General features: G+C 65.6%; 20 protein-coding genes, 1 tRNA gene, 4 pseudogenes and 1 riboswitch. Of the genes and pseudogenes, 16 read left to right on the top strand and 9 right to left on the bottom strand.

The features are described from left to right. Nucleotides 1–19 precede the first annotated feature (19 nt). From FUT88_RS10720 to FUT88_RS10665, 12 genes and pseudogenes are all read left to right on the top strand, one after another. On the top strand, nt 20–676 hold the full coding sequence (locus FUT88_RS10720; protein ID WP_147215013.1) for a LysE family translocator: 657 nt from the start codon (nt 20–22) through the stop codon (nt 674–676). 120 nt (nt 677–796) lie between these two features. Beyond that, nucleotides 797–1657 (top strand): zinc metalloprotease HtpX, encoded by an 861-nt coding sequence (gene htpX / locus FUT88_RS10715; protein ID WP_009239408.1) that lies wholly within the window; start codon nt 797–799, stop codon nt 1655–1657. Between the two features lie 103 nt (nt 1658–1760). Further along, complete coding sequence (gene rsmB, locus FUT88_RS10710; protein WP_147215011.1) at nt 1761–3092, top strand: 16S rRNA (cytosine(967)-C(5))-methyltransferase RsmB; 1332 nt, start codon at nt 1761–1763, stop codon at nt 3090–3092. A 13-nt stretch (nt 3093–3105) separates the two neighbouring features. Beyond that, complete coding sequence (locus tag FUT88_RS10705; protein ID WP_147215009.1) at nt 3106–3876, top strand: DUF4390 domain-containing protein; 771 nt, start codon at nt 3106–3108, stop codon at nt 3874–3876. Then, on the top strand, nt 3873–6341 hold the full coding sequence (locus FUT88_RS10700) for a sensor histidine kinase (protein ID WP_147215007.1): 2469 nt from the start codon (nt 3873–3875) through the stop codon (nt 6339–6341). Before FUT88_RS10705 ends, FUT88_RS10700 begins: the two co-directional genes overlap by 4 nt. Before the next feature lie 36 nt (nt 6342–6377). Continuing rightward, nucleotides 6378–7091, top strand: coding sequence for a response regulator (locus FUT88_RS10695; protein ID WP_147215005.1), 714 nt, complete (start codon nt 6378–6380; stop codon nt 7089–7091). Between the two features lie 67 nt (nt 7092–7158). After that, nucleotides 7159–7234, top strand: a tRNA-Phe gene (locus tag FUT88_RS10690). 285 nt (nt 7235–7519) lie between these two features. Further along, on the top strand, nt 7520–7825 hold the full coding sequence (locus FUT88_RS10685) for a hypothetical protein (protein ID WP_147215003.1): 306 nt from the start codon (nt 7520–7522) through the stop codon (nt 7823–7825). 174 nt (nt 7826–7999) lie between these two features. Beyond that, nucleotides 8000–8908, top strand: coding sequence for a MurR/RpiR family transcriptional regulator (locus tag FUT88_RS10680; protein ID WP_147215001.1), 909 nt, complete (start codon nt 8000–8002; stop codon nt 8906–8908). Between the two features lie 16 nt (nt 8909–8924). After that, nucleotides 8925–10279 (top strand): annotated as a pseudogene (locus FUT88_RS10675) (aspartate aminotransferase family protein). Continuing rightward, the gene (locus tag FUT88_RS10670) at nt 10276–11109 is read left to right on the top strand and encodes a 3-keto-5-aminohexanoate cleavage protein (protein ID WP_147215071.1); all 834 of its coding nucleotides are present in this window, start codon (nt 10276–10278) and stop codon (nt 11107–11109) included. The pseudogene FUT88_RS10675 and the gene FUT88_RS10670 overlap by 4 nt, the downstream one beginning before the upstream one ends. Before the next feature lie 83 nt (nt 11110–11192). After that, nucleotides 11193–12097 (top strand): annotated as a pseudogene (locus FUT88_RS10665) (glutamate/aspartate ABC transporter substrate-binding protein). A 30-nt stretch (nt 12098–12127) separates the two neighbouring features. Here FUT88_RS10665 and FUT88_RS10660 read toward each other — a convergent pair. From FUT88_RS10660 to FUT88_RS10645, 4 genes are all read right to left on the bottom strand, one after another. After that, nucleotides 12128–13414 carry a multifunctional CCA addition/repair protein gene (locus FUT88_RS10660; RefSeq protein ID WP_147214999.1) on the bottom strand — a complete coding sequence of 429 codons (1287 nt, stop codon included), beginning with the start codon at nt 13412–13414 and terminating at the stop codon, nt 12128–12130. After that, entirely contained in the window at nt 13411–14112 is a 702-nt protein-coding gene (locus FUT88_RS10655; protein ID WP_147214997.1) for a glutathione S-transferase family protein, read from the bottom strand. Before FUT88_RS10655 ends, FUT88_RS10660 begins: the two co-directional genes overlap by 4 nt. A gap of 225 nt (nt 14113–14337) precedes the next feature. Next, nucleotides 14338–15342 carry a complex I NDUFA9 subunit family protein gene (locus tag FUT88_RS10650; protein ID WP_147214995.1) on the bottom strand — a complete coding sequence of 335 codons (1005 nt, stop codon included), beginning with the start codon at nt 15340–15342 and terminating at the stop codon, nt 14338–14340. A gap of 182 nt (nt 15343–15524) precedes the next feature. Next, a complete protein-coding gene (locus FUT88_RS10645) occupies nt 15525–17477 on the bottom strand; it encodes a lytic transglycosylase domain-containing protein (RefSeq protein ID WP_147214993.1) in 1953 nt (650 codons plus the stop codon). Nucleotides 17478–17563: 86 nt separating this feature from the next. Here FUT88_RS10645 and FUT88_RS10640 point away from each other — a divergent pair. Both FUT88_RS10640 and FUT88_RS10635 read left to right on the top strand, forming a co-directional pair. Continuing rightward, nucleotides 17564–18156: pseudogene (locus tag FUT88_RS10640) on the top strand (5-formyltetrahydrofolate cyclo-ligase). Between the two features lie 17 nt (nt 18157–18173). Continuing rightward, a complete protein-coding gene (locus tag FUT88_RS10635; RefSeq protein WP_147214991.1) occupies nt 18174–18788 on the top strand; it encodes a pyridoxamine 5'-phosphate oxidase family protein in 615 nt (204 codons plus the stop codon). A gap of 4 nt (nt 18789–18792) precedes the next feature. Here FUT88_RS10635 and FUT88_RS10630 read toward each other — a convergent pair whose 3' ends face one another. The 5 genes and pseudogenes from FUT88_RS10630 to FUT88_RS10610 all read right to left on the bottom strand — a co-directional run bounded on the left by FUT88_RS10630 (nt 18793) and on the right by FUT88_RS10610 (nt 22927). Beyond that, nucleotides 18793–19281, bottom strand: coding sequence for a TfoX/Sxy family protein (locus tag FUT88_RS10630; protein ID WP_147214989.1), 489 nt, complete (start codon nt 19279–19281; stop codon nt 18793–18795). Nucleotides 19282–19310: 29 nt separating this feature from the next. Next, a pseudogene (gene metF, locus FUT88_RS10625) lies at nt 19311–20140 on the bottom strand (methylenetetrahydrofolate reductase [NAD(P)H]). A gap of 10 nt (nt 20141–20150) precedes the next feature. After that, a complete protein-coding gene (locus FUT88_RS10620; RefSeq protein ID WP_004628357.1) occupies nt 20151–20495 on the bottom strand; it encodes a phage holin family protein in 345 nt (114 codons plus the stop codon). Between the two features lie 55 nt (nt 20496–20550). Beyond that, nucleotides 20551–21975 carry an adenosylhomocysteinase gene (gene ahcY / locus FUT88_RS10615; RefSeq protein WP_102064133.1) on the bottom strand — a complete coding sequence of 475 codons (1425 nt, stop codon included), beginning with the start codon at nt 21973–21975 and terminating at the stop codon, nt 20551–20553. A 108-nt stretch (nt 21976–22083) separates the two neighbouring features. Further along, nucleotides 22084–22159: riboswitch (S-adenosyl-L-homocysteine riboswitch) on the bottom strand. Nucleotides 22160–22201: 42 nt separating this feature from the next. Further along, nucleotides 22202–22927, bottom strand: a complete 726-nt coding sequence (locus tag FUT88_RS10610; RefSeq protein WP_147214988.1) for an AAA family ATPase — start codon at nt 22925–22927, stop codon at nt 22202–22204. A gap of 225 nt (nt 22928–23152) precedes the next feature. Here FUT88_RS10610 and FUT88_RS10605 point away from each other — a divergent pair, with 225 nt between their 5' ends. Together FUT88_RS10605 and FUT88_RS10600 are read left to right on the top strand one after the other, a co-directional pair. After that, nucleotides 23153–24613 carry an alkaline phosphatase gene (locus tag FUT88_RS10605; protein WP_147214986.1) on the top strand — a complete coding sequence of 487 codons (1461 nt, stop codon included), beginning with the start codon at nt 23153–23155 and terminating at the stop codon, nt 24611–24613. Nucleotides 24614–24630: 17 nt separating this feature from the next. Beyond that, complete coding sequence (locus FUT88_RS10600) at nt 24631–26025, top strand: alkaline phosphatase (RefSeq protein WP_147214984.1); 1395 nt, start codon at nt 24631–24633, stop codon at nt 26023–26025. Nucleotides 26026–26045 lie beyond the last annotated feature (20 nt).

Raw genomic sequence — 26045 nt, 5'->3', positions numbered from 1 at the left:
TATAGAAGAGGATTTCGCCATGACCGCGCTGGGCATCGTCAATCTGCCGCTCTTCATGCTGGCTGTGTTTCTGCTGAATGTGACGCCAGGGCCCGACACGGCCTATATCGTCGGGCGCAGCGTTTCGCAAGGACGCGCGGCGGGGCTGCTGTCGTCGCTGGGGGTATCGGCGGGCTGCTGCGTGCACGTGCTGGCGGTCGCCTTCGGCCTGACGGCGCTACTGGCAGCATCCACCGTCGCGTTCACAGTCATCAAGGTGGTGGGCGCGGCGTACCTGATCTACCTGGGCGGCCGCATGCTGCTGGCGCCGCCCGAACGCGAGGACGCCCCGGCCGAAAAAACGGAAACGCCCGCCGCCAAGCGCCCGCGTCCGCTCAAGTCGCTGTTCATGCAGGGCTTTCTCACCAATGTGCTGAACCCCAAGGTGGTGCTGTTCTTCCTGTCGTTCTTCCCGCAATTCGTCGATCCGCACGCCGCCCACAAGGCGCTGGCATTCCTGGCGCTGGGCGCGGTGTTCATCGTCATGTCGACGATCTGGAATAGCCTCGTGGCGTGGGTGGCCGCCAGCGTCACTCGCAGCGTGGCGGGCAAACCTGGCATCAAGCGCTGGCTCGATCGCGTGGTCGGCACGGCGTTCATCGGGCTGGGCGCTCGGCTGGCGTTCACCACCCGTTGATGCGTCAAGCGTCATCTGCGGCGAAATATCGCGCAACTGCCGCGCAAACCCTTGAATTTTCAGCGATTATCGCGATCTAACGAACTCGCAAAACCCAACACCCACAGGAGCCACACCCCCATGTTCAACTGGATCAAGACCTTCATGTTGATGGCAGCGATCACCGCGCTGTTCATCGTCATCGGCGGCATGATCGGCGGACGCAGCGGGATGATGCTGGCGCTGCTGTTCGCGCTGGGCATGAATTTCTTCTCGTACTGGTTCTCTGACAAGATGGTCCTGCGCATGTACAACGCGCAGGAAGTCAACGAGACCAGCGCGCCGCAGTTCTATCGGATGGTGCAGGAGCTTGCCGGCCGCGCCGGCCTGCCGATGCCGCGCGTCTACCTCATCGACGAAGCCCAGCCGAATGCCTTCGCCACCGGCCGTAACCCCGAGCACGCCGCCGTGGCCGCAACCACCGGCATCCTCAACATCCTGTCGGAGCGCGAACTGCGCGGCGTGATGGCGCACGAACTGGCCCACGTGCAGCACCGCGACATCCTCATCTCGACCATCTCGGCCACCATGGCCGGTGCGATCTCGGCGCTGGCGAACTTTGCCGTGTTCTTCGGCGGCCGCGACAGCGAAGGCCGCCCCGCGAATCCGATCGCCGGGATTGCGGTGGCGATCCTCGCGCCGCTGGCGGCGTCGCTCATCCAGATGGCGATTTCCCGCGCACGCGAGTTCGAAGCCGACCGCGGCGGCGCGACCATCAGCGGCGACCCGCAGGCGCTGGCTTCGGCGCTGGACAAGATCCATCGCTATGCGGCCGGCATTCCGTTTGCCGCGGCTGAAGCCCACCCGGCCACCGCGCAAATGATGATCATGAACCCGCTGCATGGCGGCGGCCTGGCCAACCTGTTCAGCACGCACCCGGCCACGGAAGAGCGCATCGCGCGCCTGATGCAGATGGCGCAGACGGGGCAATATCCGGCGTAAAAGCGGCAGCCCGGCCGGGCGCTTCCTTTATACTTCCGCAGTCCGCACGAGCCCGCCCATCGCGGGCTCGTTGCATTTTGTCCGCCTGATTTCCTGTTGCCCGATGCGCCTGCCGCCCGATTCCCTCGCCCACGCCTTGTCGCTTGCCGCCGCCGCCCTGGGCAAGCTGCGGCAGGGCACGGCATTGCCGCAGGCCATCGATGCCGTCTGCCAGGGCCAAGCCGCACCGGTGCGCGGCGCCGTGCAGGATCTCGCCTACCGCGCCACGCGCTGGCTGGGCAGCACCGACTGGCTGATCCGCACGCTGATCCCGCGCCCGCCCGCCGAAGGCGCCGCCAATCTGCTGCGCGTGGCGCTTGCACAATTGCTGGACGAACCGCTGCCGTACGCGCCGTTCACCGTCGTCGACCAGACCGTCACGGCCGCCTCGGCCGACCCGAAGCTTTCGCACGGCAAGGGCATGATCAACGGCGTGCTGCGCCGCTTCCTGCGCGAGCAACAGGCGCTGGTCGCCAACATGCAGGCGGACCTACCGGCCGCCACCAACTATCCGATGTGGTGGATCGACGCCGTACGCAGCGCGTATCCCGAGGCATGGCAGTCCATCCTGGCCGCCGGCAACCGCCGCCCGCCGATGATGCTGCGCGTGAACCCGCACCGCATTGCCGTCGACGCGTATCTCGCGCGCCTGGCCGAAGCCGGCATCGACGCCGAGCGGATCGGCGAGCAGGCCGTACGCCTTGCGCGCGCCGTGCCCGTTGCCGAACTGCCGGGTTTTGCCGACGGCGATGTCTCCGTGCAGGACGCCGGGGCGCAACTGGCTGCAACGTTGCTCGACGTGGCCCCCGGCCAGCGCGTGCTCGATGCCTGCGCCGCGCCGGGCGGCAAGACCGGCCATCTGCTGGAGCTGGCCGACGGCCTGGACGTCACGGCGCTCGAGTCGGATGCCGCGCGCGCCGTGCGCATCACCGAAAACCTCGCACGCCTGGGCCAGACCGCTACGCTCTGCGTCGGCGACGCGGCAAAACCCGACACCTGGTGGGACGGCCGACCGTTCGACCGCATCCTGGCCGATGTGCCGTGCTCGGCCGCGGGCATCGTGCGGCGCCATCCGGACATCCGCTGGCTGCGCCGCCCCGCCGACCTCAAGGCGCTGGCCGGGCTACAGCGCGACATCGTGCGCGCCCTCTGGGCATGCCTGAAGCCGGGTGGCAAGTTGGTTTATGTCACGTGTTCGATTTTCCCGACGGAAGGCGAGGACCAGGCCCGATGGTTTGAACGCCATCTGGAAGATGCGATACGATTGCACGCGCCCGGCCAGTTGCTGCCGGTCTCGCCCGACGCGGCGCAGACCAGCGGATTCGCCGCCGGCGCGTCGCCCTTGCCGCTCGATCACGACGGCTTCTTTTACGCGGTTTTCCAGAAACGGCCTTGATGCACCGACCGTTGTGACTGTCATCCTTCGCCCATCGATCCGGCTGCTGCAAACCCGGTTCCGGCAGATTCTGCAACGGCTGGTCGCGCTGGTCGCATTGGGCATGCTGCTTTGGTGGCCGGTCGCGGCGCCCGCACAGTCCATCGAAATCAACCGGGCCCAGCTCGAATACGCCGACGGCGGCTGGAACCTCTCCGCCGATTTCGATTTCGACCTGCCCAGCAACCTCGAAGACGCAGTGAACAAGGGCATCGCGCTCTACTTCCTCGTCGAATTCGAGCTGATCCGCCCGCGCTGGTATTGGTTTGACGACCACGCCATCAGCGCCACGCGCGTGGTACGGCTGTCGTATCACCCGCTCACACGCCAATACCGGGTATCGACCGGCGGCCTGCAGGTGCCATTCTCGCGGCTGAAAGACGCCGTCGATTTCATGCAGCACGTACGGGGCTGGCGTGTGTTCGAGCAGCGCGCAGTCAAGGCCGGCGAAACCGTCCAGGCCGAAGTGCGCATGCGCCTGGACGTGACGCAACTGCCCAAGCCGTTCCAGATCAATGCCGTCAACACGCGCGACTGGAATCTCAGCTCGGAGTGGAAACGCTTCAGCCTCCTGGTGCCGAACGAGCCCCCGCCGGCTCCAGCACCCGCGCCCGCTGCGCCGCCGGCCAGCGCACCGGCATCGACCCCGCCCGCTTCGGGCTCGGCCGGCCTGACGCCCAATCCAGGCTGGGGCATGAGCGCCGGCCCGTCGAGCGCAGGCACGTTGCTGGCGCCCGCCAAATGATCTTCGATCGCAGCTACAAGCGGCTGCTCTATCAGGTGGTGGCCGGCACCATCGTCTTTCTGGCCATCGTGCTGGTCGGGCTGCTGGCTGCCGCATCGGCCAACACCGAATTCTTCGACCGGTATTTCGCGCTGCTCTACAAGATCAACCTCGTCATCGGGGTGCTGCTGGTGGTGATCATCGGCGGGCTGATGCTGGCGCTGGCGCTGCGCGCGCGGCGCGGCAAGTTCGGCACGCGGTTGATGACCAAGCTCGCGGTGTTCTTCGGCGTGGTCGGCGTGCTGCCGGGGGTGCTGATCTACCTGGTGTCGCTGCAGTTCGTGTCGCGCAGTATCGAATCGTGGTTCGATGTGAAGGTCGAGTCGGCGCTGGAGGCCGGCCTGAACCTTGGCCGTTCGACCATGGATACGGCGCTGGCCGATCTGCAGAACAAGGGCCGCCTGATCGCAGAGCAGGTCGGCGATGGGTCGGCCTCAGCCACGGCCATCACGCTCAATCGATTGCGCGAGCAGTTCGGCGTGCAGGAGGCGACCATCTTCACGGCGAGTGGCCGCGTGATCGCCACCGCGTCAAATAGCTACGACACGCTCGTCCCCAACCTCCCCGACCAGGCCGTGCTCGAACAGGCCCGTGCGCCGGGAGGCTATGCCAGCCTGGAAGGCGGCAGCGATAACGATACCGGCAGCGCCTCCGCGCTGGCCGCCTCGGCGCCAGCGGCACGCAACACTGGCCGCCGCAACGATCTGTACCAACTGCATGTGGTGGTGGCACTGGGCACATCTTCCCGCGACGAGCCCGGCCTCGGACTGAACACGCCCGCACGCAAATGGGCCGGCACCGGTTTGCTCGCAGACCGCCGGCCGGAAGATGGCAGCACCTCGCGTGGCTTCGGCCTGATCGGCGAAACCGGTCGCGACGAGCGCTTCCTGCAGCTCGTGCAGCCGGTGCCGCAGGCGCTCGCCCGCAACGCCGACGCCGTCCAGCGCGCCTACCAGGAATACCAGGAGAAAGCGCTCGGCCGCACCGGCCTGCGCAAGATGTACATCGGCACGCTCACGCTCACGCTGTTCCTGGCGGTGTTCATTGCGGTGATGCTCGCGCTGCTGCTCGGCGCCCAGCTGGCACGGCCGCTGCTAATGCTGCTCCAGGGCACGCGCGAAGTGGCCGAGGGCGATCTCTCGCCCAAGCGCGAACTGCATACGCGCGACGAACTCGGTGTGCTCACCCAGCAGTTCAACCAGATGACGCGGCAGTTGGCCGACGCGCGCCGCGCCGTGGAGCAGAATCGCGCGGCACTCGAGCAATCGAAGGCCTATCTTGAGAGCGTGCTGACCAACCTGACCGCGGGCGTCTTCGTGTTCGACCATCGCTTCGTTCTGCTGACCGCCAACCCGGGTGCCGAGCGCATCTTCAAACAGCCCTTCGGCGCGTGGGTCGGCCAGTGCCTGACCAGCATCACGCCGGTGGCGGCCTTCGCGCCGGTGGTCGAACAGGCCTTCGCCGAACAAGACGCAAGCACGGCCGCCGGCGGCGCGGTGGCCCACTGGCAGAAGCAGGTCGAAATTCCGCTCGAAGACGAAGACGAGCCCCTCACGCTGCTGGTGCGCGGCACGCGTCTGCCCGGCCCGTCGGTGGGCGCGCATGGCACCGAGCGCGGCTACGTGGTGGTGTTCGACGATATTTCCGACGTGATCTCGGCGCAGCGCTCCGTGGCGTGGGGCGAGGTTGCGCGGCGCCTCGCGCACGAGATCAAGAATCCGCTCACGCCCATCCAGCTCTCGGCCGAGCGCCTGGAGATGAAGCTTTCGCCCAAGCTATCTGAGGCGGACGCCGACGTGCTGCGGCGCGGCGCCACCACCATCGTCAACCAGGTCGCGGCGATGAAGCGCATGGTCGACGACTTCCGCGACTACGCCCGCACGCCGCCCGCCATGCTGCAGGAGCTGGACCTGAACGCCCTGGCCGCCGAGGTGCTCCACCTGTACGGCATCGATCACCCTGACCGCAGCGACCACCCCGTCATCGAGGCCAGGCTGGGCGCCAATCTGCCGCTCATCAAGGGCGACCCGACGCAGCTGCGCCAGGTCATCCACAACCTGCTGCAGAATGCGCAGGACGCCGTGGCAGAGAACGAAGCGGCCGGGCGACCTGCTCCGCATGTCATGTTGCAAACTGACACGGTAGAATACGACGACGCCTCGGGCGCGCGGCGGCAGGCCGTGCGGCTTGCGATCGCGGACAACGGCGGCGGGTTCTCTTCCCGCATCCTCAACCGCGCCTTCGAGCCGTACGTCACGACCAAAGCCAAGGGCACAGGATTGGGCTTGGCCATGGTGAAGAAAATCATGGACGAGCACGGGGCACGCATCGAATTGCGCAACCGCCAATCCAGCACAACATCGGGCACATCGGGTACCGACACCGTCGGCGCCCAGGTTTCCATACTGTTCGTAAAACTCGCGTAGCGCGGACGGCAATCCCGCCGCACATAGAGGAAAAGCATGGCCACCATCCTCGTTGTCGACGACGAAATGGGTATCCGGGAGTTGCTCTCCGAAATCCTCGGAGACGAAGGGCACGTTGTTGAAGTCGCCGAGAACGCGCAGCGCGCGCGCGAATACCGCGCGAACGCAACGCCCGACCTCGTCCTGCTCGATATCTGGATGCCGGATACCGACGGCGTAACGCTGCTCAAGGAATGGGCATCGCAAGGTCTGCTGACCATGCCCGTCATCATGATGTCGGGCCACGCCACAATCGACACCGCCGTCGAGGCGACCAAGATCGGGGCGCTGAATTTCCTGGAAAAGCCGATCGCGCTGCAAAAGCTGCTGACGGCGGTGGAGCAGGGCCTGTCGCGCAGCAAGGAAAAGCCGCGCTCGGCAACACCTGCAGCCGCACAGGCGGCGGGACTCGCCGGCGCCATGCCAAGCGCCGCAGTCGCAGGCACGCCCGCCGCGCTCGATCGGACGGATATCAACGGCGCGCCCGCCCGTGCAGCGGAAGGCGGTGGCATGCAGTTCTCGTTCGACATGCCGCTGCGCGAAGCGCGCGACCTGTTCGAGCGGGCCTATTTCGAATACCACCTGCAACGCGAAGGCGGCAGCATGACGCGCGTGGCAGAAAAGACCGGTCTCGAGCGGACCCACCTGTATCGCAAGCTCAAGCAGCTGGGCGTCGAACTCTCGCGCAACAAGGGCGAGCCGGCGGCCTGATCATCAAAGTGCTTGAAGGTACTTGACGACTGGGCGCACACCCTGTCATACTTGCTTTTCTTTGCTTGGCCCGGTAGCTCAGTTGGTAGAGCAGCGGATTGAAAATCCGCGTGTCGGTGGTTCGATTCCGCCCCAGGCCACCAAAATTCTTCGCCCTTCAAGATCAATCGATTTTGCAGGGCAACAAAAAAGACCTCCTCGCGAGGTCTTTTTTCATTTCTGCGACGCCGTTCGCGCGTCCCGTCATCTCCCATTTGTCGCGCCACACGCCGATCTGCGGCGCAGTGTCGCACGCACAAAAAATGTACCCGAGCCTCTTGACGCAGCGCAGCTCAGGGTATACCTAGCGGCGCAAACTGCGCCAAACTGTCGCAGGTCTCGGTATAGTGACTCAACGCTATCAAACGGCAAGCACAAGGAGATTCTCCATGGCACTCGTTGGCACCGGTCACCACCACTTCCATTTCCACGCTTTCGACGGCATCAGCCGCAAGACGCGGTTGACGTGGTTGCGCAATGCCGCCGCGCTGACGTGTTTGATGGCCCTGGTCGCGGCGATGTGGGTAGGCGGCAATCTGTCGGCCCTGACGCACACGCCACTCATGAGCGGGGTTTCGTCGGTAGGTGCGGTGATGATTCTGGCCTGCACGTGCATGGCGCTGAGCCTGCTGGGGCTGATTGGCGCCGGCTTCTTCCAACTTCGCATGGAACAGCTCGACGCGCCGGCAACCTGAGACGCACGCATCACACACAGGACGGAGGCTTAGGCCTCGTTTTTATTTGCCGAGACGGCCGCATTCCTGGGATGCGCGTTTTTGCGTTCGCCCAACGACTGAGGTCAATCTGATCTTGACTCATTTGTTTCAATTACGTAGTTTACGAAACAGTTGAATCACCTCGGCCACCTCATGACGTTCGATGGGCTCATGCAAACGCTGCGCGACCGCGCCGGCGATCTGTCTCCGCAACTGCAGCGCGCCGCCATGTTGCTGGAGACGCACCAGCACGACATCGCCCTGCTCTCGATGCGGGATCTTGCGCGCCGCTGCGACCTGCCGCCGGCCACGTTTTCGCGCCTGGCACGCGCGCTGGGCTTTGACGACTTTGCGGCGCTGCGCGACATCTGCGTGAACCACCTACGCCAGCAAGCCGATGGCTTTACCGGCCGGGCCAACGCGCTGCAAGGCGACGATGCAGCGGGCGCGTCGGAGGCCGAGCGCATCGGCCTGGCGATCGGCGCGCATGTGCAGTCGGCGTTTTCGCCGGCCAACCTGGCGGCACTGGACACCGTGGCCAGCGCCCTCTGCAAGGCGCGCCGTGTCTTCCTGCTGGGCGCACGCAGTTGCCTGGCGCTGACGCATGCATTCGGCTATGCCGCCCAGTTGTTCGACGACAAGGTCACGCTGTGCGCCGGCAGCGGCAACACGTTGGCCGACCCGCTGCGCTTTTGCGGCGAGGGCGACATCGTCGTGGCCGTCACGTTCGATCCGTACACGCGCGAGGTCATTGAAGCGATGCAGTACGCGCATGCGCGCGGGGCGCGCCTTGTGTACGTGACCGACAGCGCCATCGCCCCCGGCGCTGAACTGGCGTGGCAACACCTCGTCGCCCCCGTCGCCATTCCTTCGTTCTTCCATTCGCTGGCGGCGCCGATGGCGCTGCTCGACGCGCTGCTGATGACGTGGTTCCGCCACGCCGGCCCGACCGCGCTCGCCCATCTGGCCGACAGCGACGCCCAGCTCAAGCAACAAGCCGCCTACGTGCGCAGCGCCCGCCGCAGTGAAGCGGCTGTCGCCGTGCCGCCCACCCAACGTTGACCGTTCACGACCGCTCATGACACCGTCCACCACATCCGTCTTCCACCGCGACCCGCGCAAGACGCTGCCCACCGCTGTCGGCGGCGAAGGCATGACCCTCATCGACTCCGACGGCAAGCGTTACCTCGACGCGTGCGGCGCGCCGCCGTTTCGTGCCTCGGCCACGGCCACCCGCGCGTGGTCGACGCCATCTGCAAGCAGGTGCGCGCGCTGGCGTATGCGCACACATCGTTCTTCACCACGGACGTGGCGGAGGAACTGGCCGCGCGCCTGGCCGCGGCGGCGCCGGGCGATCTGGACCACGTGTATTTCGTCTCCGGCGGTTCGGAAGCAATCGAAGCGGCGCTGAAACTTGCACGCCAATACTTCGTTGAAATCGGACAGCCGCAACGCCGGTACTTCATCGCGCGGCGTCAGAGCTATCACGGCAACACGCTGGGTGCACTGGCGATTGGCGGTAACGCATGGCGCCGCGAGCCGTTCCTGCCGCTGCTGGTGCCGGCTCACCATGTTTCGCCGTGCTATGCGTATCGCGAGCGCCTGGATGGCGAGAGCGACGCGCAATACGTGCAGCGCCTGGCCGACGAGCTGGCCGCGAAGATCGTCGAACTCGGCGCCGAAAATGTCGCGGCCTTCGTCGCCGAAACCGTGGTGGGCGCCACGGCCGGCGCGGTGCCGCCGGTGGGCGATTACTTCCGTAAGATTCGCGCGGTGTGCGACCGCCACGGCGTGCTGCTGTTGCTCGATGAGGTGATGTCCGGCATGGGGCGCACCGGCTACCTCTTCGCATGCGAGGAAGACGGCGTGGTGCCCGACATGATCGCCATTGCCAAAGGCCTCGGGGGCGGGTATCAACCGATCGGCGCAACGCTGGTGAACCGCCGCATTGTCGACGCGATCACGAACGGCAGCGGCTTCTTCCAGCATGGCCACACCTACATTGGCCACGCCACGGCATGCGCGGCGGCGCTGGAAGTGCAGAAGGTCATCGCAGAAGAGAACCTGCTCGCCAATGTGCAGGCGCGTGGCGAACAACTGCGTGCAGCGCTGCGTGCGCGCTTTGCCGACCACGCACATGTGGGCGACGTGCGCGGCCGTGGGCTGTTTGTCGGCGTGGAGCTGGTGGCGGATCGCGCCACCAAGGCGCCGCTGCCGCCTGCCCGCAAGACGCACGCACGCGTGAAGGCCGAAGCGATGCAGCGCGGCCTGATGGTCTATCCGATGGGCGGCACGATTGACGGCCAGCGCGGCGACCACATCTTGCTCGCGCCGCCGTTCATCGCCACCGCGCAGGACATCGACGCCATCGTCGAACGCCTGGGCGACGCTGTTGACGCCGCCACCGCCGCCACGCTGGAGGCCGCGTGGTGACCCAGCCCATCGCCATCGCCGTTGCGCCCAACGGTGCGCGCAAGACGCACGCCGACCACTCCGCATTGCCGATCACGCCCGACGAACTGGCCGCCTGCGCGCGCCAATGCGTGGATGCCGGCGCCGCGATGCTGCATCTGCACGTGCGCCGCCCCGACGGCACGCATAGCCTGGAGCCCGACGACTACCGGCCCGCCATCGCCGCCGTGCAACAAGCCGTGGGCGATGCGCTCGTGATTCAGATCACCACCGAGGCCGTCGGCATCTACACGCCCGAACAGCAGATGGCATCGGTGCGCGCGCTGCAGCCGGAAGCGATTTCCGCCGCGCTGCGCGAGCTGGCGCCCGATGCCGCGCACGAGGCGGAAGCCGCGCGCTTCTTTGGTGAGCTGGCCGCGGCGCGCACGGCCATCCAGTACATCCTGTATTCCGCCGACGACGTGGTGCGCTACCGCGACCTGCGCACACGCGGCGTGTTGCCCGATACGCCGCACTGGGTGCTGTTCGTGCTCGGCCGCTACAGCGCGGGTCAGCGCTCCGACCCCACCGACCTGCTGCCGTTCCTGCAGGCGTGGGCGGAGGGCGGCGACATCACCGCCAACGTGCCCTGGGCGATGTGCGCATTCGGCCCGCGTGAAGCCGAATGCGCGCTCACCGCAGCGCTGCTCGGCGGCCATGCGCGCCTGGGATTCGAAAACAACATGGCCCTGCCCGACGGCAGCACAGCGCCCGACAACGCAGCGCTCGTCACCAACCTGCGACGGCATCTCGAGGCGCTGCACCGGCCGCTGGCCAGCGCCGCCGATCTGCGTAGCTGGTTCGGCCGTTAAGACGTTCCGCATTCATCGCCACGAAGCCAAAGCACAGACGGCCGCAACACAACAGGCCGCGCACCACAACCATTGGAGGAAGTATGCGTTTGACCACCCGCTGTATCCGGATCATCCCGCTGGCGCTGACGAGCCTGCTCGCGATCGGCGCGCACGCGCAAGCCCTGGACGGCACGCTCAAGAAGATCCAGGACAGCAACACGATCCTAATCGGCGTGCGCGAATCGTCGATTCCGTTTTCTTACCGCGACAGCAAGAACGAGATCGTCGGTTTCTCGGCTGACCTCTGCTCCCGCGTGATCGACGCCATCAAGAAGAAGACGGGCAAACCCAACCTCGACATCAAGCAGATTCCGGTGACGTCGCAGAACCGGACGTCTCTGGTGCAGAACGGCTCGGTCGATCTGGAGTGCGGCGTGACCACGCACCTGAAGTCGCGCGAGCAGCAGACTGCTTTTTCGACGACCTTTTTCATTGCCGGCACGCGCCTGCTGACCAACGTGAAATCCGGCGTGAAGGATTTCCCCGACTTGGCGGGCAAGTCGGTCATCACCAACGCGGGCACCACGTCGGAACGCATCCTGCGCAAGATGAACGACGAGAAAAAGATGAACATGAACGTGATCAGCGGGAAGGATTACGGTGAATCGTTCCTCACGCTGCAGAGCGGCCGCGTGGCGCGTTCATGATGGATGACGTGCTGCTGGCCGGCGCACGCACGCTGGCGCAGAAGCCCGACGACTGGGTCGTGACCGGCACGCCGCAGTCGTTCGAAGCGTACGGCTTCATGCTGCGCAAGGACGATCCCCAGTTCAAGAAGCTGGTGGACGACACCATGACCGGCGTGATGAAGAGCGGGGAGATCAAGACGCTCTACGCCAAGTGGTTCGAAAAACCGGTGCCGCCCAAGAACCTGAACTTCAACTTCCCGATGAACGATCAGTTGAAGGCGCTGTACGCCAATCCGAACGACACGCCGTTCGAGTGAGGGGCCGCACGGCCGGCGCTGGATGCCAACCTAGACGCCGGCCAGCGCGACAGCTTCGATGCGCGCCTGATGCACGGCCTGCTTGATGTGCGCCGGGTTGTCGGCATAGCGCTTGGCGACGGCGCCGGCATCGATGGACGATGCAGCCGCCAGCGCGCGCAGCAGGCGTTCCGTCTGCGGATAGCTGCGATCTTCAAACCCGAGCCGGCCACGTGCGTCGGCCTCGCACGCCTGCAGGGCCTGACGGAAACGGTCCGGCTTGCGCAGCGCATCGCAACGCTCGAGCAGACGCACCAGCGCCGCCGCATCAAAGCCCTCGCAGCGATGGATGTTGCCGTGCTCGCGCGCCACCACCAAGGCCAGCTCGCGGCACTCGGTCGGCACGCGCAGACGCTGGCACACCGCTTCGATCAGCGGCAAGCTGCGCTCTTCGTGGCCGATGTGGCGGGGCAGGATATCGTCGGGCGTGGTCCCCTTGCCGAGGTCGTGCACCAGCGCGGCAAAGCGTACCGGCAACGACGTCGCCATCGCTGCAGCCGTTTCGATCACCATCATGGTGTGCACGCCGGTGTCGACTTCGGGGTGGTAGTCGGCGCGCTGCGGCACGCCCCACAGCCGGTCGAGTTCGGGTAGCAGGCGCACCAGCGCCCCGCAGTCGCGCAGCACGGCAAACATGCGCTGCGGATGGGCTTCCATCAGGCCGCGCGCAATCTCCTGCCACACGCGCTCGGGCACCAGCGCATCGACTTCGCCGTCCTGCACCATGCGCCGCATCAGCGCGTTGGTTTCGGGCGCGACGTGGAAGTCGGCAAAGCGCGCAGCAAACCGCGCCAGCCGCAGGATGCGCACCGGGTCTTCCATGAACGCATCCGACACATGCCGGAACGTGCGCGACGCCAGATCGGCCTGCCCCCCGTACGGATCGACCACCGGGCCGACCAGCGCACCGTCCTCCGCCACGCGCTGCGCCATCGCGTTGATGGTCAGGTCGCGGCGGATGAGGTCGTCTTCGAGCGTGACGTCGGGCGCGTAGTAGACCGAGAAGCCCTTGTAGCCGGCGGCCGTCTTGCGCTCGGTGCGGGCGAGCGCGTATTCGGCATGCGTAGCGGGGTGCAGGAAGACCGGGAAATCCTTGCCGACGGCACGAAAGCCACGCGCCTCCATGGCTTCGGGCGTGGCCCCGACAACAACGTAATCCCGGTCCTGCACGGGCAGCCCGAGCAGCGCGTCACGAATGGCGCCGCCCACGGCATACACATCCAGTCCGTGCGTGGCTGGATCGACGATGGCTTCAGTCTGCGCTGCGCGTTCCGTCATTGATTGGCGGCATGGTCGGCAACAACCAGCGTGTCTTCGTCCGGCGCGGTGCGATACGGCTCGTCGTCGGCGAGGAAGTCATGCTCGGCGCGCGCACCGTCGATCCACTCCTGCATGGCGGGCAGGTTGAGGATGTAGTCGGCATAAGCCTTGGCGGCCTCGGGCAGACGCACGCCGTACGTGGCGAAGCGGCTGACGACCGGCGCGTAGAACGCATCGGCCACGGTGAAGTGGCCGAAGAGGAACGGGCCTTCTGCGGCGTACTTCTGACGCAGCTCGGTCCACATGGCGGCAATGCGGTCGATGTCGCGCTGCACGGCCACGTTCCAGCCCATGCCGGGCAGCACAGCCGTCACGTTCATCGGCATGTTGTTGCGCAGGTTGGTGAAGCCGCTGTGCATCTCCGCACAAATCGAGCGGGCGTGTGCGCGGGCCTTCGGATCAGCCGGCCACAGTTGCGCGCGCGGAAAGCGCTCGGCCAGCGTCTCGCAGATGGCGAGCGAATCCCACACCGTCATGTCGCCGTCCACCAGCACCGGCACACGGCCCGCCGGCGAGTAGCGACGAATCTCAGTGGAAAACCCTTCGACAAAAAGACGCACGCGAATCTCTTCGAACGGAATGCCGGCCTGCTTGGCGAGCAGCCACGGGCGTAGCGACCACGACGAATAGTTCTTGTTGCCGATGACCAGTTTCATGATTCCCGTCCTTGGAGAGTGCACAGCAATTATTGTGGGAGTCCGCCGGCATCGCGCGGGAATGCCGGGGCGCTCTGGTGTTGTTGTAGCGGAAACGGCGAGCGGCAGCGCGAAGGCGAACGAACCATTCTAGCTTCGCGCTGCACCGCCACAAAACGAATCCGATTGGCCACGGTTGTGAAGTGGATTCACAAACGGGGTAAATCCTCCGCGTTTTCGTAGCGGCTAGCGATGGACCCGCGTACGTGCAGCACGCAATCCGCGGTCCGGCCCAAAGCCAGCCAGGGCTGGCAGCATCACGGCCTCCATGCCGAGCGGGTGGATGCCGAGTTCCGGCGCGACCGGTTCCATGCTGACGTTGTCCACGCGCATGGAGTCGAGGTTGTCCCGCGAGATGGGCGCGCCGGGCAGGTGCTCCAGCAGCGCGGCCTGCATGCGGCCCAGGCCTTCTGGAAGCGGCACGATCCAGCGCGGGTGGCCGCTGGCACGCCCCGCAAAGCGCATCAGTTCCGCCAATGTGTAGATACGTGGCCCCACCAGCGGATACGCGTGCCGGATCGTCGCCGGCTTCTTGAGCGCGTTGATGAACGCAGCGGCAACGTCATCCACGTACACCGGCTGGAAGCGCGCATCCGCACAGGCCAGCGGCACAAACGGCGCCATGCGCTGCATGCTCGCAAACAGATTCAGGAAATGATCCTGCGGGCCGAACACCACGGAGGGGCGGAACACCGTCCAGTCAAGCTCGCTGTTCATGACCACGCGCTCGCCGTCGCCCTTGCTGCGCAGGTACATCGATGGGCCCGCCGGATCGGCACCCAATGCGCTCATGTGCAGCAGCCGGTTCACGCCATGGCGCCGGCATGCCGCGACGATGCGGCGTGGCAGATCGACATGCACGCGCTGGAAGTTCGGGCCGTACGGCATGTCGCGCGCATCCTGCAGCACGCCGACGAGATTAATGACGGCGCAGTGCTCGCCGCCGCGCTCGGTCAGCGCCAGGAACAGCGCGTCGAGGGCATCGTCCGCGTAGATGTCGGCGTCCATCACGTCGACGCGCGGCAGCAGCGTGAGGTTGTGCGCGCGGGACGACTCAGGATCGCGCGTGGGCACGATCATGCGGCCTTCGGGCATGCCCGGCGCGGAAAACGTCTCCGTGACCAGCCGAGACAGCAGTTGCGAGCCGATAAAACCGGTACCGCCAAAGACGAGCAGATTGGAGGGCTGCATGGAGGCATCTCCAAGACGGGTGGGGGGCAACACCACAATACATCCCGAACGGGATTGCCCCCAAGGTATGTCGACACGGCGTGCTGCGTGCGGCACAACTGTGCGCCAGCCAGCGCACGCGCGCATGAAAAACGCCCGCGTTGCGGCGGGCGTCGGGTGACAAAGGAATGACGATCAGGCGCTTACGGAAGATCGTCCGGCGTGACCGATTCCGGCACAACCTTGCCCAGGCGGTCCTTCAACGACTGCGGGCGGCCAGTCAGCAACGCGCTGTAGTACGTCGCGTTCGACAGCACGTTTTTCACATACGTGCGCGTCTCGTTGAACGGGATCGTCTCGGCGAAGATCGCCCCTTCCACCGGCCGCGTGAGCGTCGAACGCCAGCGTTTCGGGCGGCCAGGGCCGGCGTTGTACCCGGCGGTCGCCAGTGTGACGGAGCTGTCCAGATTCGTCAGGATCATCGACAGGTAGGCCGTCCCCAGCAGCACGTTGGTATCGATGTCGCTCATCTGCGAAACGCGGAACCCCGGCAGGCCGATCTTCTTGGCGATGTGCTTGGCGGTTTCCGGCATCACCTGCATCAGGCCCGAGGCGCCCACCGACGAACGCGCGTCCATGATGAAGCGCGATTCCTGGCGGATCAGGCCGTAGGCCCAGGCAATGTCCAACCCCACGGCATCGGCGTTGCGCTGCACCACATTGAGATACGGCGTCGGGAAGCGCAGCGCAAAGTCGTGCTCCGCCTTGGTCTTGTCCGCGGAGTTGACGGTGCGATCGAGCAAGCCGAGCTTGCGGCCATATTCGGCTGCGGCCAGCAACTCGCGGTCGCTCATGTTGCGCAGCTCCCAGTTCCACTCGCGGTTGCCTTCGAAGCGCAGGTTCAGGTCGTACAGTTTCTTGGCGCGCGCAAAGCCCGGGTGGTTGCGGCCCATCACGTCGATCTCGGCGTCGGTCACGGTCGTGCGCGGCGGCACGCTGATGCGCTGGCCGAGTTCTTCCTGGGCCAGTTGGCCGTAGAAATTGAACTGGCCGGCAATCGACTGGAACTGCTGGCGGGCCTCGTCGTTGCGGTTGTCGGCCTTGAGCGCGCGGCCATACCAGTACGTCCAGGCGGGGTCCCGATCGCGCAGGGAGGGGCGCATTTTCTCAACGGCCTGACGCACCATCTTCCAATCCCCGGCGCGCAGGGCCGTGCGCACACGCCATTCCTGCGACTCGTCGGAGAGGTAGGCATCGCCCCCGAGCGTCAGCTGGCGACGGTAGGCGTCCAGCGCATCGGGCGTCTGCTTCTTGGCGGCGTACTGGCCAATGACGCCCCAGCCTGCGCCTTGCTCTTCGCGCGACAGGCTGCCGCTTTGCGCCAGCAGATACGCCGTCGCCTGCGACGGATCGTTGCGCGCCATGCGCGTCACGTTGGCCAGCGTGTCGTTGTCCACGCGATCGCCGTCCGGCAGCACCGCCCCAATGCGCGACGCCTGCGTGACCAGGTTCTGCTCCAGCGACAGCCGCGCCGCAAAAGCCACGTCCGCACGGGTGAACTGCTTGGACTGCGCCAGATAGCCGATCAGGTCGACACAGCCTTCGCCATAGCCCTTGGGATCCGACAGCGTGTTGCGTGCTTCGGCGGCCACGTTCTGGCCCTTCATCGCGCGCGAGAGCAGGGCATAGCACTCGACCTGCGTGTCGTCCTTCAGCACGAAGTTCGGGTACTCGGCATCGAAGGTCGCCCAATCGCGCTTCTTGCCCAGCACGAGCAGCCAGTCGTTGCGCAGCCGGTCGGCAATCGCCTCGCCCTTGTAGCGTTGCAGGAACGAGCGGATCTCGTCTTCCGGTGCATCGGTACGCGCGTAGCCGCTGGCATCAAACAGCTGCGGCTTGATGCGGAAATACTGCACGTAAGACTGGATCGGGTAGTCCGAGAGGCTGTCAGCCAGCTCCCAGCTGCGCGACACATCGTTGCGGCGCGCCGCGTTGCGCAACTCGACAAACGCATCGTCCGGATTGGCCGGAATGCCTTGCGGCGCCTGGCGCTTTGCAGCCACCGCCAGCGGCGTCGGGCCGACCACGCTCATGCCCACCACACCCGCAAAAGCCAGCGCGACCGCGCGATATACTGCCTTGGCCTTCAATGTCATCTCCTGCCCCATCCAATCACTGTTAGGTCTGCCGAATTATCCCACGCCAGCCTTAGCGCCAATCCACCGGCGAGAGGCCATATCCAATGAGCACGCACGATCCGGCCCATCCCACCACGCCCATCGAATCGCGCCGCACGCTGCGCACCCTGTTGCTCGATGCACGCGCCGCGCTGCCGGATCGCATCGCCCACGATGCCGCGGTGGCGCATCACCTGGCCGGGTTGCTGAACGCACTGCCCGTCAAACGCCTGGCCGCCTACTGGCCAACGCAGGGAGAGTTCGATGCGTTGACCGTGCTGGGCCACTGGTTGGCGGCGACGCCACGCGCCATGCACTGCTGCCTGTAGTGACTGACAAATTCTCGCCCTTGCAGTTTCGGCGATGGACGCCCGATTGTGAAATGACGCCCGGCGCGTACAACATCCCCATCCCCCGCTCGGGTGAGATGGAAACGCCCGATGCCTTGCTGATCCCGTGCGTGGGCTTTGACGCGCAGCGCTACCGCATCGGCTACGGCGGCGGCTTCTACGACCGCACGCTCGCTGCGTTGCATGCCGCCGGACACCGCCCGCGCACGATTGGCGTGGCATATGAAGTGAACCGCGTGGAATCGGTCGCACCGCAATCGCACGACATCGCGCTCGACTGCATCGTCACCGAGCGCGGCGCGTTTTAATCCGCCACAGGAAACCCATGTCCCACACGCTGAAAACCGTTGCCGACCTCGAAGCCGTGTACGGCGCCCCGAACCCGCGTTCGCTGCTCAAGGAGATCGACCACCTGAACGTCGACTACCGCGCGTTCGTGGAGGCTTCGCCGTTTATCGTGCTGTCGTCCGTGGGTGCCGGCGGCACCGATGCCTCGCCCAAGGGCGATGCGCCGGGCTTCGTCCGCATCCTGAACGAACGGCTGCTGGCGATTCCCGACCGGCCCGGCAACAACCGCATCGACAACCTGCGCAATATCGTCGAAGACGGGCGCGTGTCGGTGCTCTTCATCGTGCCGGGCGTAGGTGAAACCTTGCGCGTGAACGGCACGGCGACCATCTCGGCCGATCCGGAATTGCTCGTGTCATTTGCGGTGCAGGGGAAGCTGCCGCGCAGCGTGATCCTCGTGCAGGTGCAGACGGTGTACTTCCATTGCTCGAAGGCGCTGGTGCGCTCAAAGCTGTGGGAGCGCGGCGCGCAGGAAACCAAGCCGGCTGTGCCCACCGCAGGCAAGATCCTGCAGCACATCAGCGGTGGTGCGTTTGATGGAGAGGCCTACGATCGCGAGTTGCCGGAGCGGCTGAAGACAACGCTGTACTGAACGTTCAGCGCTTGGCAGCTTTCTTTGCTGCAGCCTTCTTGGCAGGCACTTTCTTGGCGGCGGCCTTTTTGGCTGCCGTTGTTTTTGTTGCCTTGGGCGCCTTGGCAGTCTTTGCTGCGGCGCGCTTCGGCTTGGCGGCCTTGGCATTGGCGCCACGCAGCGCGGCTTCAATGGCTAGCCGCGCCCAGTCGCGCAATGGCTGCCCACCATCAAGCGCCTCCGCCGGCGTGCTCAGATAACCCGTCATGCTGATGGTGCGGCCGTTGCGCTCGTAACTGAACGGCGTGCATTTTTCAGCAAGGAAACGTTCGCGCGTGAGGTCGTCCACGCGCAGGTAAGACGTGCCGCGCAGCACCAGCGCAAACACGATGTCGTCGTAATACAGCGCCGCACCGCTGAACATGCGGCGGGCGCGGATCTCGCCGATCTGTGCCGCCAGCGGCCGGAGTTCGTCAAGCAACCAGGCGATCAGCGGATCGGGTGCGGCGGCCATGACGATCTCCTTTGCTGTGCGCGTTCTCTTTACAGGCCCAGTCGCTGCCAGATCGCCCGCGTGGAGCCGGCGGCGTTCAGCGTGTAGAAGTGCAGGCCCGGCGCGCGCCTTGCAGCAGGCGGTCGCACATGGCCGTCACCACGTCCAGGCCGAAGGCGCGGATCGACTCACGATCGTCGCCAAAACCTTCGAGGCGCTTCGCGATCCAGCGCGGCACTTCCGCACCGCACATCTCGGAAAAGCGCATGAGCTGCGACGAATTCGTGATCGGCATGATGCCGGGCACGATGGGCACGTCCACGCCGAGCTTGCGTGCGTCGTCGACGAACTGGAAATACGCGTCGGCGTTGAAGAAGTATTGCGTGATGGCAGAGTCCGCACCGGCCTTCACCTTGCGGGCGAAGTTCTCCAGATCGTGCCGCGCCGAGCGCGACTGCGGGTGGTATTCGGGATACGCCGCCACTTCGATGTGGAACGCCTCGCCGGTTTCCTGGCGGATGAACTCGACCAGCTCGTTGGCGAAGCGGAATTCACCGATCTCGCCCATGCCCGACGGCATGTCGCCGCGCAACGCGACGATGCGGCGGATGCCGTGTTCGCGATACGTATTGAGAATGCCGCGGATGCTCTCGCGCGACGAACCTACGCACGACAGGTGCGGCGCCGCTTCGATGCCTTCACGCTGGATTTCCACCACGGCGTCGAGCGTGCCCTGTTGCGTGGTGCCGCCCGCGCCGAACGTCACGGAGATGAAGCGCGGCTTGAGCGGCGAGAGTTGCGCGCGCGTGTTGCGCAGCTTCTCGGCGCCTTCCGCCGTCTTGGGCGGGAAGAATTCGAAACTGAATTGACGGTCTTGCATGACAGAAACCTTAAGCCTCGCGCAGCAGCAGGCTCGAGAGCAGCCACGAGATCACGCTGTACAGGATGGAACCCAGCAGCGCGGCGCCAAAGCTGGCCACCTGAAAGCCCGCCAGCAGGTTGCCGACAAACAGGAACAGCAGCGCGTTGATGATGAAGATGAACAGCCCGAGCGTGAGCAGCGTCACCGGCAGGGTGAGGATCACCAGGATCGGGCGGATCAGCGTGTTGACCAGACCCAGCACGAGCGCCGCGATCAGCGCGGAGCCGAAGCCGTTGACGTGGATGCCTTTGAGCAGATAGGCGACAAGAAGCAACGCCAGCGCGTTGATGACCCAGACAGCGAGCAGTCTCATGGAGGAGTCCTCGGTTGGAGAGCCGGCGGCGGGGAATGCCGCCGACAGGTACGGCTTAGTAGCGGTAGTGGTCAGCCTTGTACGGGCCTTCCTTGCTCACGCCGATGTAGGCGGCTTGCTGGTCCGTCAGCTCGGTCAGTTGCGCATTCAGCTTCTTCAGCTGCAGGCGCGCGACCTTCTCGTCCAGGTGCTTGGGCAGCGTGTAGACGCCCACCGGGTACTTGTTCGAGCCCTTCACCGCTTCGGTCCAGAGTTCGATCTGCGCGATGGTCTGGTTGGCGAACGAGCTGCTCATCACGTACGACGGGTGGCCCGTGGCGCAACCCAGGTTCACCAGGCGGCCCTTGGCCAGGATGATGATCTTCTTGCCGTCGGGGAAGATCACGTGATCGACCTGCGGCTTGATCTCTTCCCACTGGTACTTCTCGACGGACGCGATGTCGATCTCGTTGTCGAAGTGGCCGATGTTGCAGACGATGGCCTGGTCCTTCATCTTGGCCATGTGGTCGTGCGTGATGACGTGGTAGTTGCCCGTGCAGGTCACGAAGATGTCGCCGTGCTCGGCGGCGTAATCCATCGTCACCACGCGGTAGCCTTCCATGGCGGCCTGCAGCGCGCAGATCGGGTCGATTTCGGTCACCCACACTTGCGCCGACAGTGCGCGCAGTGCCTGTGCCGAACCCTTGCCCACGTCGCCGTAGCCGGCCACGACCGCCACCTTGCCGGCGATCATCACGTCGGTCGCGCGCTTGATGCCGTCGACCAGCGATTCACGGCAGCCGTACAGGTTGTCGAACTTGCTCTTGGTGACCGAGTCGTTCACGTTGATGGCCGGGAAGCGCAGCTCGCCGCGCTGGGCCATCTGGTACAGGCGATGCACGCCCGTGGTGGTTTCTTCGGTCACGCCCTTGATGGCGTCCAGGTTGCGGCTGTAGAACGTGGCGTCCTTGGCCAGCTTTTCCTTGATGGCGGCAAACAGGAAGGTCTCTTCTTCGCTGCCCGGCTTGGCGATCACGGAAGCGTCTTTCTCGGCGCGGGCGCCCAGGTGCAGCAGCAGCGTTGCATCGCCGCCGTCGTCCAGGATCATGTTCGGCGTGCCGCCGTCGGCCCATTCGAAGATGCGGTGGGTGAAGTCCCAGTATTCCTTGAGCGATTCGCCCTTGAAGGCGAACACCGGCGTGCCCGATGCGGCAATCGCGGCGGCAGCGTGGTCCTGCGTCGAGAAGATGTTGCACGAGGCCCAGCGCACGTCGGCGCCGAGTGCCTTGAGCGTCTCGATCAGCACGGCGGTCTGGATCGTCATGTGCAGCGAGCCGGCAATGCGTGCGCCCTTGAGCGGCTGGCTGGCGGCAAATTCCTCGCGGATCGCCATCAAGCCGGGCATTTCGGTCTCAGCAATGGCGATTTCCTTGCGGCCCCAGTCGGCCAGCTTGATGTCGGCGACGAGGTAATCGTGTTTCAGTTCGGTGACAGCGTTCATTGGATCACTCCGGAAAAGAAGGGTGACCGCACGCGGGGAGATGACCACTGAGACGGGGCCCATGCTGGGGCCCCGGATAGATGCGTTCTCGCCATCGTGTCAGCCACGATACTGCGAGCGCCGTTTGAACTTCCGAGCCTGGCGGTTGGGGCAGTGCCCACCCGTTGCAACGCTCCTCGGAATGGGCTGGATTGTAGCGGATTCGGCCGACCGCCACCACGGCAGTTCATTGCTCCAGCAGCATGTTCAGCATCCGTTGCGGATTCGCCAAAAAGTCCCGCGTGACCTGAAAGTGCTCGGTCTCCTCATAGGCGATGCGCCGAATGCCGTCGCCGTCACATTGATAGATCCAGGCGTCGGGATAAGCCATCAGGATCGGCGAGTGGGTGGCGATCACGAATTGGCTTTCCGCCTGCACCAGGTCATGCAGGCGCGTGAGCACTGCCAGCTGCCGTGGCGGTGACAGCGCCGCCTCGGGTTCGTCGAGCAGGTACAGGCCGTTCGGGCCGAAGCGGTTCATCAACAGCGCGAGAAACGATTCGCCGTGCGATTGCGCATGCAGCGATTTTTCGCCGTAGTAATGGCCGACATTCAGCCGCTCGATCTCGCTGGCAACGTTATAGAAGCTCTCGGCGCGCAGGAAGAATTCGGTGCGGGGCTTGCGAAAGCCGCGTGCGATGCGCAGATGCGCGTGCAGCTCCGAGTGCGACGCGTGCGTGCTGAAGTTGAAGTTGCGCGAGCCGCCCTCGGCGTTGAAGCCGAGCGCCACGGCAATCGCCTCCATGAGCGTGGATTTGCCCGAGCCGTTTTCCCCGACGAGGAACGTGACCTTGGGATGCAGCTCCAGCGTCTCAAGCGCGCGCACGGCGGGCAGGCTGAACGGATAGGCGTCGAAGGCGGCAACGGTGTCGCGCCGCAGCGTGACGTGGCTGACGAACTGGCGGGTGAGCATGGGCGGCGCAGGGCAAATCGCAGATGCCGCATCGTATCGCGCCGCATACCGGCTCGCGAGGGGCTACCTGCTCAGGCAACGGAACCGCCGTAACGCGCTTCACGCGGCACTGTCAATGCGCTGTCACACGCCAACCTTGCGATCCGGTTAGGAAGTGGCGCACCCGCATCACGTACGTGCAACACACGGCCACCAAAGTGCCCGGCATCGTTCAGGGAGCCAACGATGCACAACCATAAACTCACGAAGTACGCCGCCGCCGCGGCCGCTGCACTGGCCATGGCTGCGTGCGGCAGCGACGGCACATCGAGCAATGCCGGCACCGCCGCGCCGGATACCGGTACGCCCGCCACCACCCCGACCAAGAACGTGGTGTTCTTCCTGGGCGACGGCATGGGCCTGACCACCATGACCGCCGCGCGCATCTACAAGGTGGGCGAAGACGGCGAACTGACCATGGACACGCTGCCCGAAACCGGCTTCGTGCGCACGTATTCGAACAACGCGCAGGTGACGGATTCCGCGCCGTCGATGTCGGCCTACATGACCGGCGTGAAGATGAACAACGAGGTCATCTCGATGTCGCCGGACACGATGGCGTATGACGCGGGCGGCAAGGATTACCTCTCGGGCGCCGACAGCACCTGCCCCAGCGGCAACGGCAAGCCCGTCACGACGCTGCTCGAATTGATGAAGGCTGCGGGCTACGGCACGGGCGTGGTCACCACCACGCGCATCACGCACGCCACGCCGGCCGCCACGTATTCGCACATCTGCCACCGCGATGGCGAGAACACCATCGCCGCGCAGCTCACGCCGGCCGGCAAGGGCTTCAACGCCGCGCTGGGCGATGGCGTGGACGTCGTCTTCGGCGGCGGCCGCAAGCACTTCCAGCCGACCACCGCAGGCGGCGCACGCACCGACGGCCGCGACCTGATCGCCGAACTGAAGGCCGGCGGCTACCGCTATGCCAGCAACAAGGCCGAATTCGACACGCTGCAAGCCACCGACGGCAAGGTCGTCGGCCTGTTCACCAGCAGCCACATGTCGTACGACCTGGATCGTGATCCGAGCAAGGAGCCGAGCCTGGGCGAGATGACCAACAAGGCCATCGACGTGCTCGCCGCCAAGAAGAAGGGCTTCTTCCTGATGGTGGAAGGCGGCCGCATCGACCACGCGCTGCACGAAACCACCGCCCGCAAGGCGCTGCAGGACACCGTGGCATTCGACTCCGCCATCCGGGGCGCGATCGACAAGCTCAACACGATCGACCCGGGCCTGAAGAACACGCTGATCGTCGTGACGGCTGACCACGACCACACGCTGGTGCTCAACGGCTACGCCAAGCGCACGGGCCCGACCAGTGACAGCAACCCCGGCGTGCTGGGCCTGCTGAAGAACTACGTGACGGGCGCCAACGCCACCGACACGGGCGGCAACCCGTTCACGATCATCGGCTTCGGCACGGGCGAGAACCGCCCGGCCACGCGCGGCGCACTGACCGATGCCGCCGTGTACGACAAGAGCTACCACCAGGAAGCCGTGATCCCGGTTGCACCGGGCGGCGAAACGCACGGCGGCACCGATGTCTTCATCGGCGCACGCGGCCTGGGTGCCGAGCGCTTTACCGGCACGATGGACAACACCGAGGTCTTCGGCCTCATCAAGCAGGCCGTGGGTCTGTAAGAGGGAGAGGGCACATCATGAACACGCAATCGAACCGTATCCTGCGCGCCACGCTGCTGGCGCTGGCAGCCGGTGCCTGCGCCCAAGCGCACGCCGCCGGTGAAGCCAAGAACGTGATCTTCTTCCTGGGCGACGGCATGGGCCCGACCACCGTCACCGCCACGCGCATCTACAAGGTGGGCGAGGCCGGCCGCCTGACGATGGAATCGCTCAAGCGCACGGCACGCATCAAGACGTATTCCAACGATGCGCAGACCACCGACAGCGCGCCGTCGATGTCGGCCTACATGACCGGCGTGAAGATGAACAACGAAGTCATCTCCATGTCGCAGGACACGAAGGCCAGCGATGCCACCGGCAAGGGCTACGTGAGCGGTGCAGACAGCACGTGTCCCGCCAACAACGGCACGCCTGCCGTCACGCTGCTGGAGCTGGCCAAGGCCGCCGGCAAGTCGGTGGGCGCGGTGACGACCACGCGCGTGACGCACGCCACGCCGGCCGCCACCTACTCGCACGTCTGCCACCGCGACGGCGAGAACACCATCGCCGCGCAAGGCACGCCGGGCAACACGCTGTACAACGCCGCGCTCAAGGATGGCCTGGACGTGCTGCTCGGCGGCGGCCGCCGTCATTACCTGCCGCAAGGCACGACGGGCAGCAAGCGCACCGACACGACCGACCTGATCGCCCAGTTCCAGGCGGCCAACTACACCTATGTGTCGACCGGCACGCAACTGACGGCCGTCAACCCGGCCACGACGACCAAGCTGCTCGGCCTGTTCAACCTCGACCACATGAACTACGAGCTGGACCGCAAGAAGAACAATGTGGACGAGCCCAGCCTGGCGGACATGACCGAGAAGGCCATCCGCGTGCTGCAGAAAAACGGCAAGGGCTACTTCCTGATGGTGGAAGGCGGCCGCATCGACCACGCGCTGCACGGCACCAACGCCAAGCGCGCACTGGAAGACGCGGGCGCATTCGACGAAGCCATCAAGCGTGCGCTGGGCACGGCGGATCTGTCGAACACGCTGATCGTCGTCACGGCCGACCACGATCACACGATGACGATCAACGGCTACCCGCGCAAGGGCAACCCGATCCTGGGCGTGTCGAACGACATCAAGACCGGCCAGCCGCAATTGGCTGCCGACGGCCTGCCGTACACCACGCTGGTGTTCGGCAACGGCGGCACGACACGCAAGGCCACACGCGACAACGTAGCCTCGGTCGACACGGCTGCAGACGATTACCTGCAGGAAGTGGGGGTGCAGCTCGGCACGCCTGGTTCGGAAACGCACGGCGGCGGGGATGTGATGCTGTTCTCCTCTGGTCCGGGCAGCACACCGCTGAAGGGCACGCTGGACAACACGAAAGTGTTCGGCGTGGTCAAGACGGCCATGGGCCTCTGATTCCTGCGTTTCCATTGACG

Origin of the sequence: Ralstonia sp. TCR112, from assembly GCF_007997035.1 — a bacterium.
Taxonomy (GTDB): Bacteria; Pseudomonadota; Gammaproteobacteria; order Burkholderiales; family Burkholderiaceae; genus Ralstonia; species Ralstonia edaphi.
Note: the sequence above shows the minus strand (reverse complement) of the source record. Positions and strands in the feature narration are given on the sequence as shown.

What these genes read in the sequence shown, in the direction of transcription:
- FUT88_RS10720 (WP_147215013.1), top strand. Translation starts at nt 20, where the DNA reads ATGACCGCGCTGGGCATCGTCAATCTGCCGCTCTTCATGCTGGCTGTG.
- FUT88_RS10605 (WP_147214986.1), top strand. Translation starts at nt 23,153, where the DNA reads ATGCACAACCATAAACTCACGAAGTACGCCGCCGCCGCGGCCGCTGCA.
- FUT88_RS10655 (WP_147214997.1), bottom strand. Translation starts at nt 14,112, where the DNA reads ATGAAACTGGTCATCGGCAACAAGAACTATTCGTCGTGGTCGCTACGC.
- FUT88_RS10695 (WP_147215005.1), top strand. Translation starts at nt 6,378, where the DNA reads ATGGCCACCATCCTCGTTGTCGACGACGAAATGGGTATCCGGGAGTTG.
- FUT88_RS10650 (WP_147214995.1), bottom strand. Translation starts at nt 15,342, where the DNA reads ATGCAGCCCTCCAATCTGCTCGTCTTTGGCGGTACCGGTTTTATCGGC.
- FUT88_RS10700 (WP_147215007.1), top strand. Translation starts at nt 3,873, where the DNA reads ATGATCTTCGATCGCAGCTACAAGCGGCTGCTCTATCAGGTGGTGGCC.
- FUT88_RS10645 (WP_147214993.1), bottom strand. Translation starts at nt 17,477, where the DNA reads ATGACATTGAAGGCCAAGGCAGTATATCGCGCGGTCGCGCTGGCTTTT.
- FUT88_RS10635 (WP_147214991.1), top strand. Translation starts at nt 18,174, where the DNA reads ATGTCCCACACGCTGAAAACCGTTGCCGACCTCGAAGCCGTGTACGGC.
- FUT88_RS10610 (WP_147214988.1), bottom strand. Translation starts at nt 22,927, where the DNA reads ATGCTCACCCGCCAGTTCGTCAGCCACGTCACGCTGCGGCGCGACACC.
- FUT88_RS10620 (WP_004628357.1), bottom strand. Translation starts at nt 20,495, where the DNA reads ATGAGACTGCTCGCTGTCTGGGTCATCAACGCGCTGGCGTTGCTTCTT.
- FUT88_RS10630 (WP_147214989.1), bottom strand. Translation starts at nt 19,281, where the DNA reads ATGGCCGCCGCACCCGATCCGCTGATCGCCTGGTTGCTTGACGAACTC.
- rsmB (WP_147215011.1), top strand. Translation starts at nt 1,761, where the DNA reads ATGCGCCTGCCGCCCGATTCCCTCGCCCACGCCTTGTCGCTTGCCGCC.
- FUT88_RS10680 (WP_147215001.1), top strand. Translation starts at nt 8,000, where the DNA reads ATGACGTTCGATGGGCTCATGCAAACGCTGCGCGACCGCGCCGGCGAT.
- FUT88_RS10685 (WP_147215003.1), top strand. Translation starts at nt 7,520, where the DNA reads ATGGCACTCGTTGGCACCGGTCACCACCACTTCCATTTCCACGCTTTC.
- htpX (WP_009239408.1), top strand. Translation starts at nt 797, where the DNA reads ATGTTCAACTGGATCAAGACCTTCATGTTGATGGCAGCGATCACCGCG.
- FUT88_RS10600 (WP_147214984.1), top strand. Translation starts at nt 24,631, where the DNA reads ATGAACACGCAATCGAACCGTATCCTGCGCGCCACGCTGCTGGCGCTG.
- FUT88_RS10660 (WP_147214999.1), bottom strand. Translation starts at nt 13,414, where the DNA reads ATGACGGAACGCGCAGCGCAGACTGAAGCCATCGTCGATCCAGCCACG.
- ahcY (WP_102064133.1), bottom strand. Translation starts at nt 21,975, where the DNA reads ATGAACGCTGTCACCGAACTGAAACACGATTACCTCGTCGCCGACATC.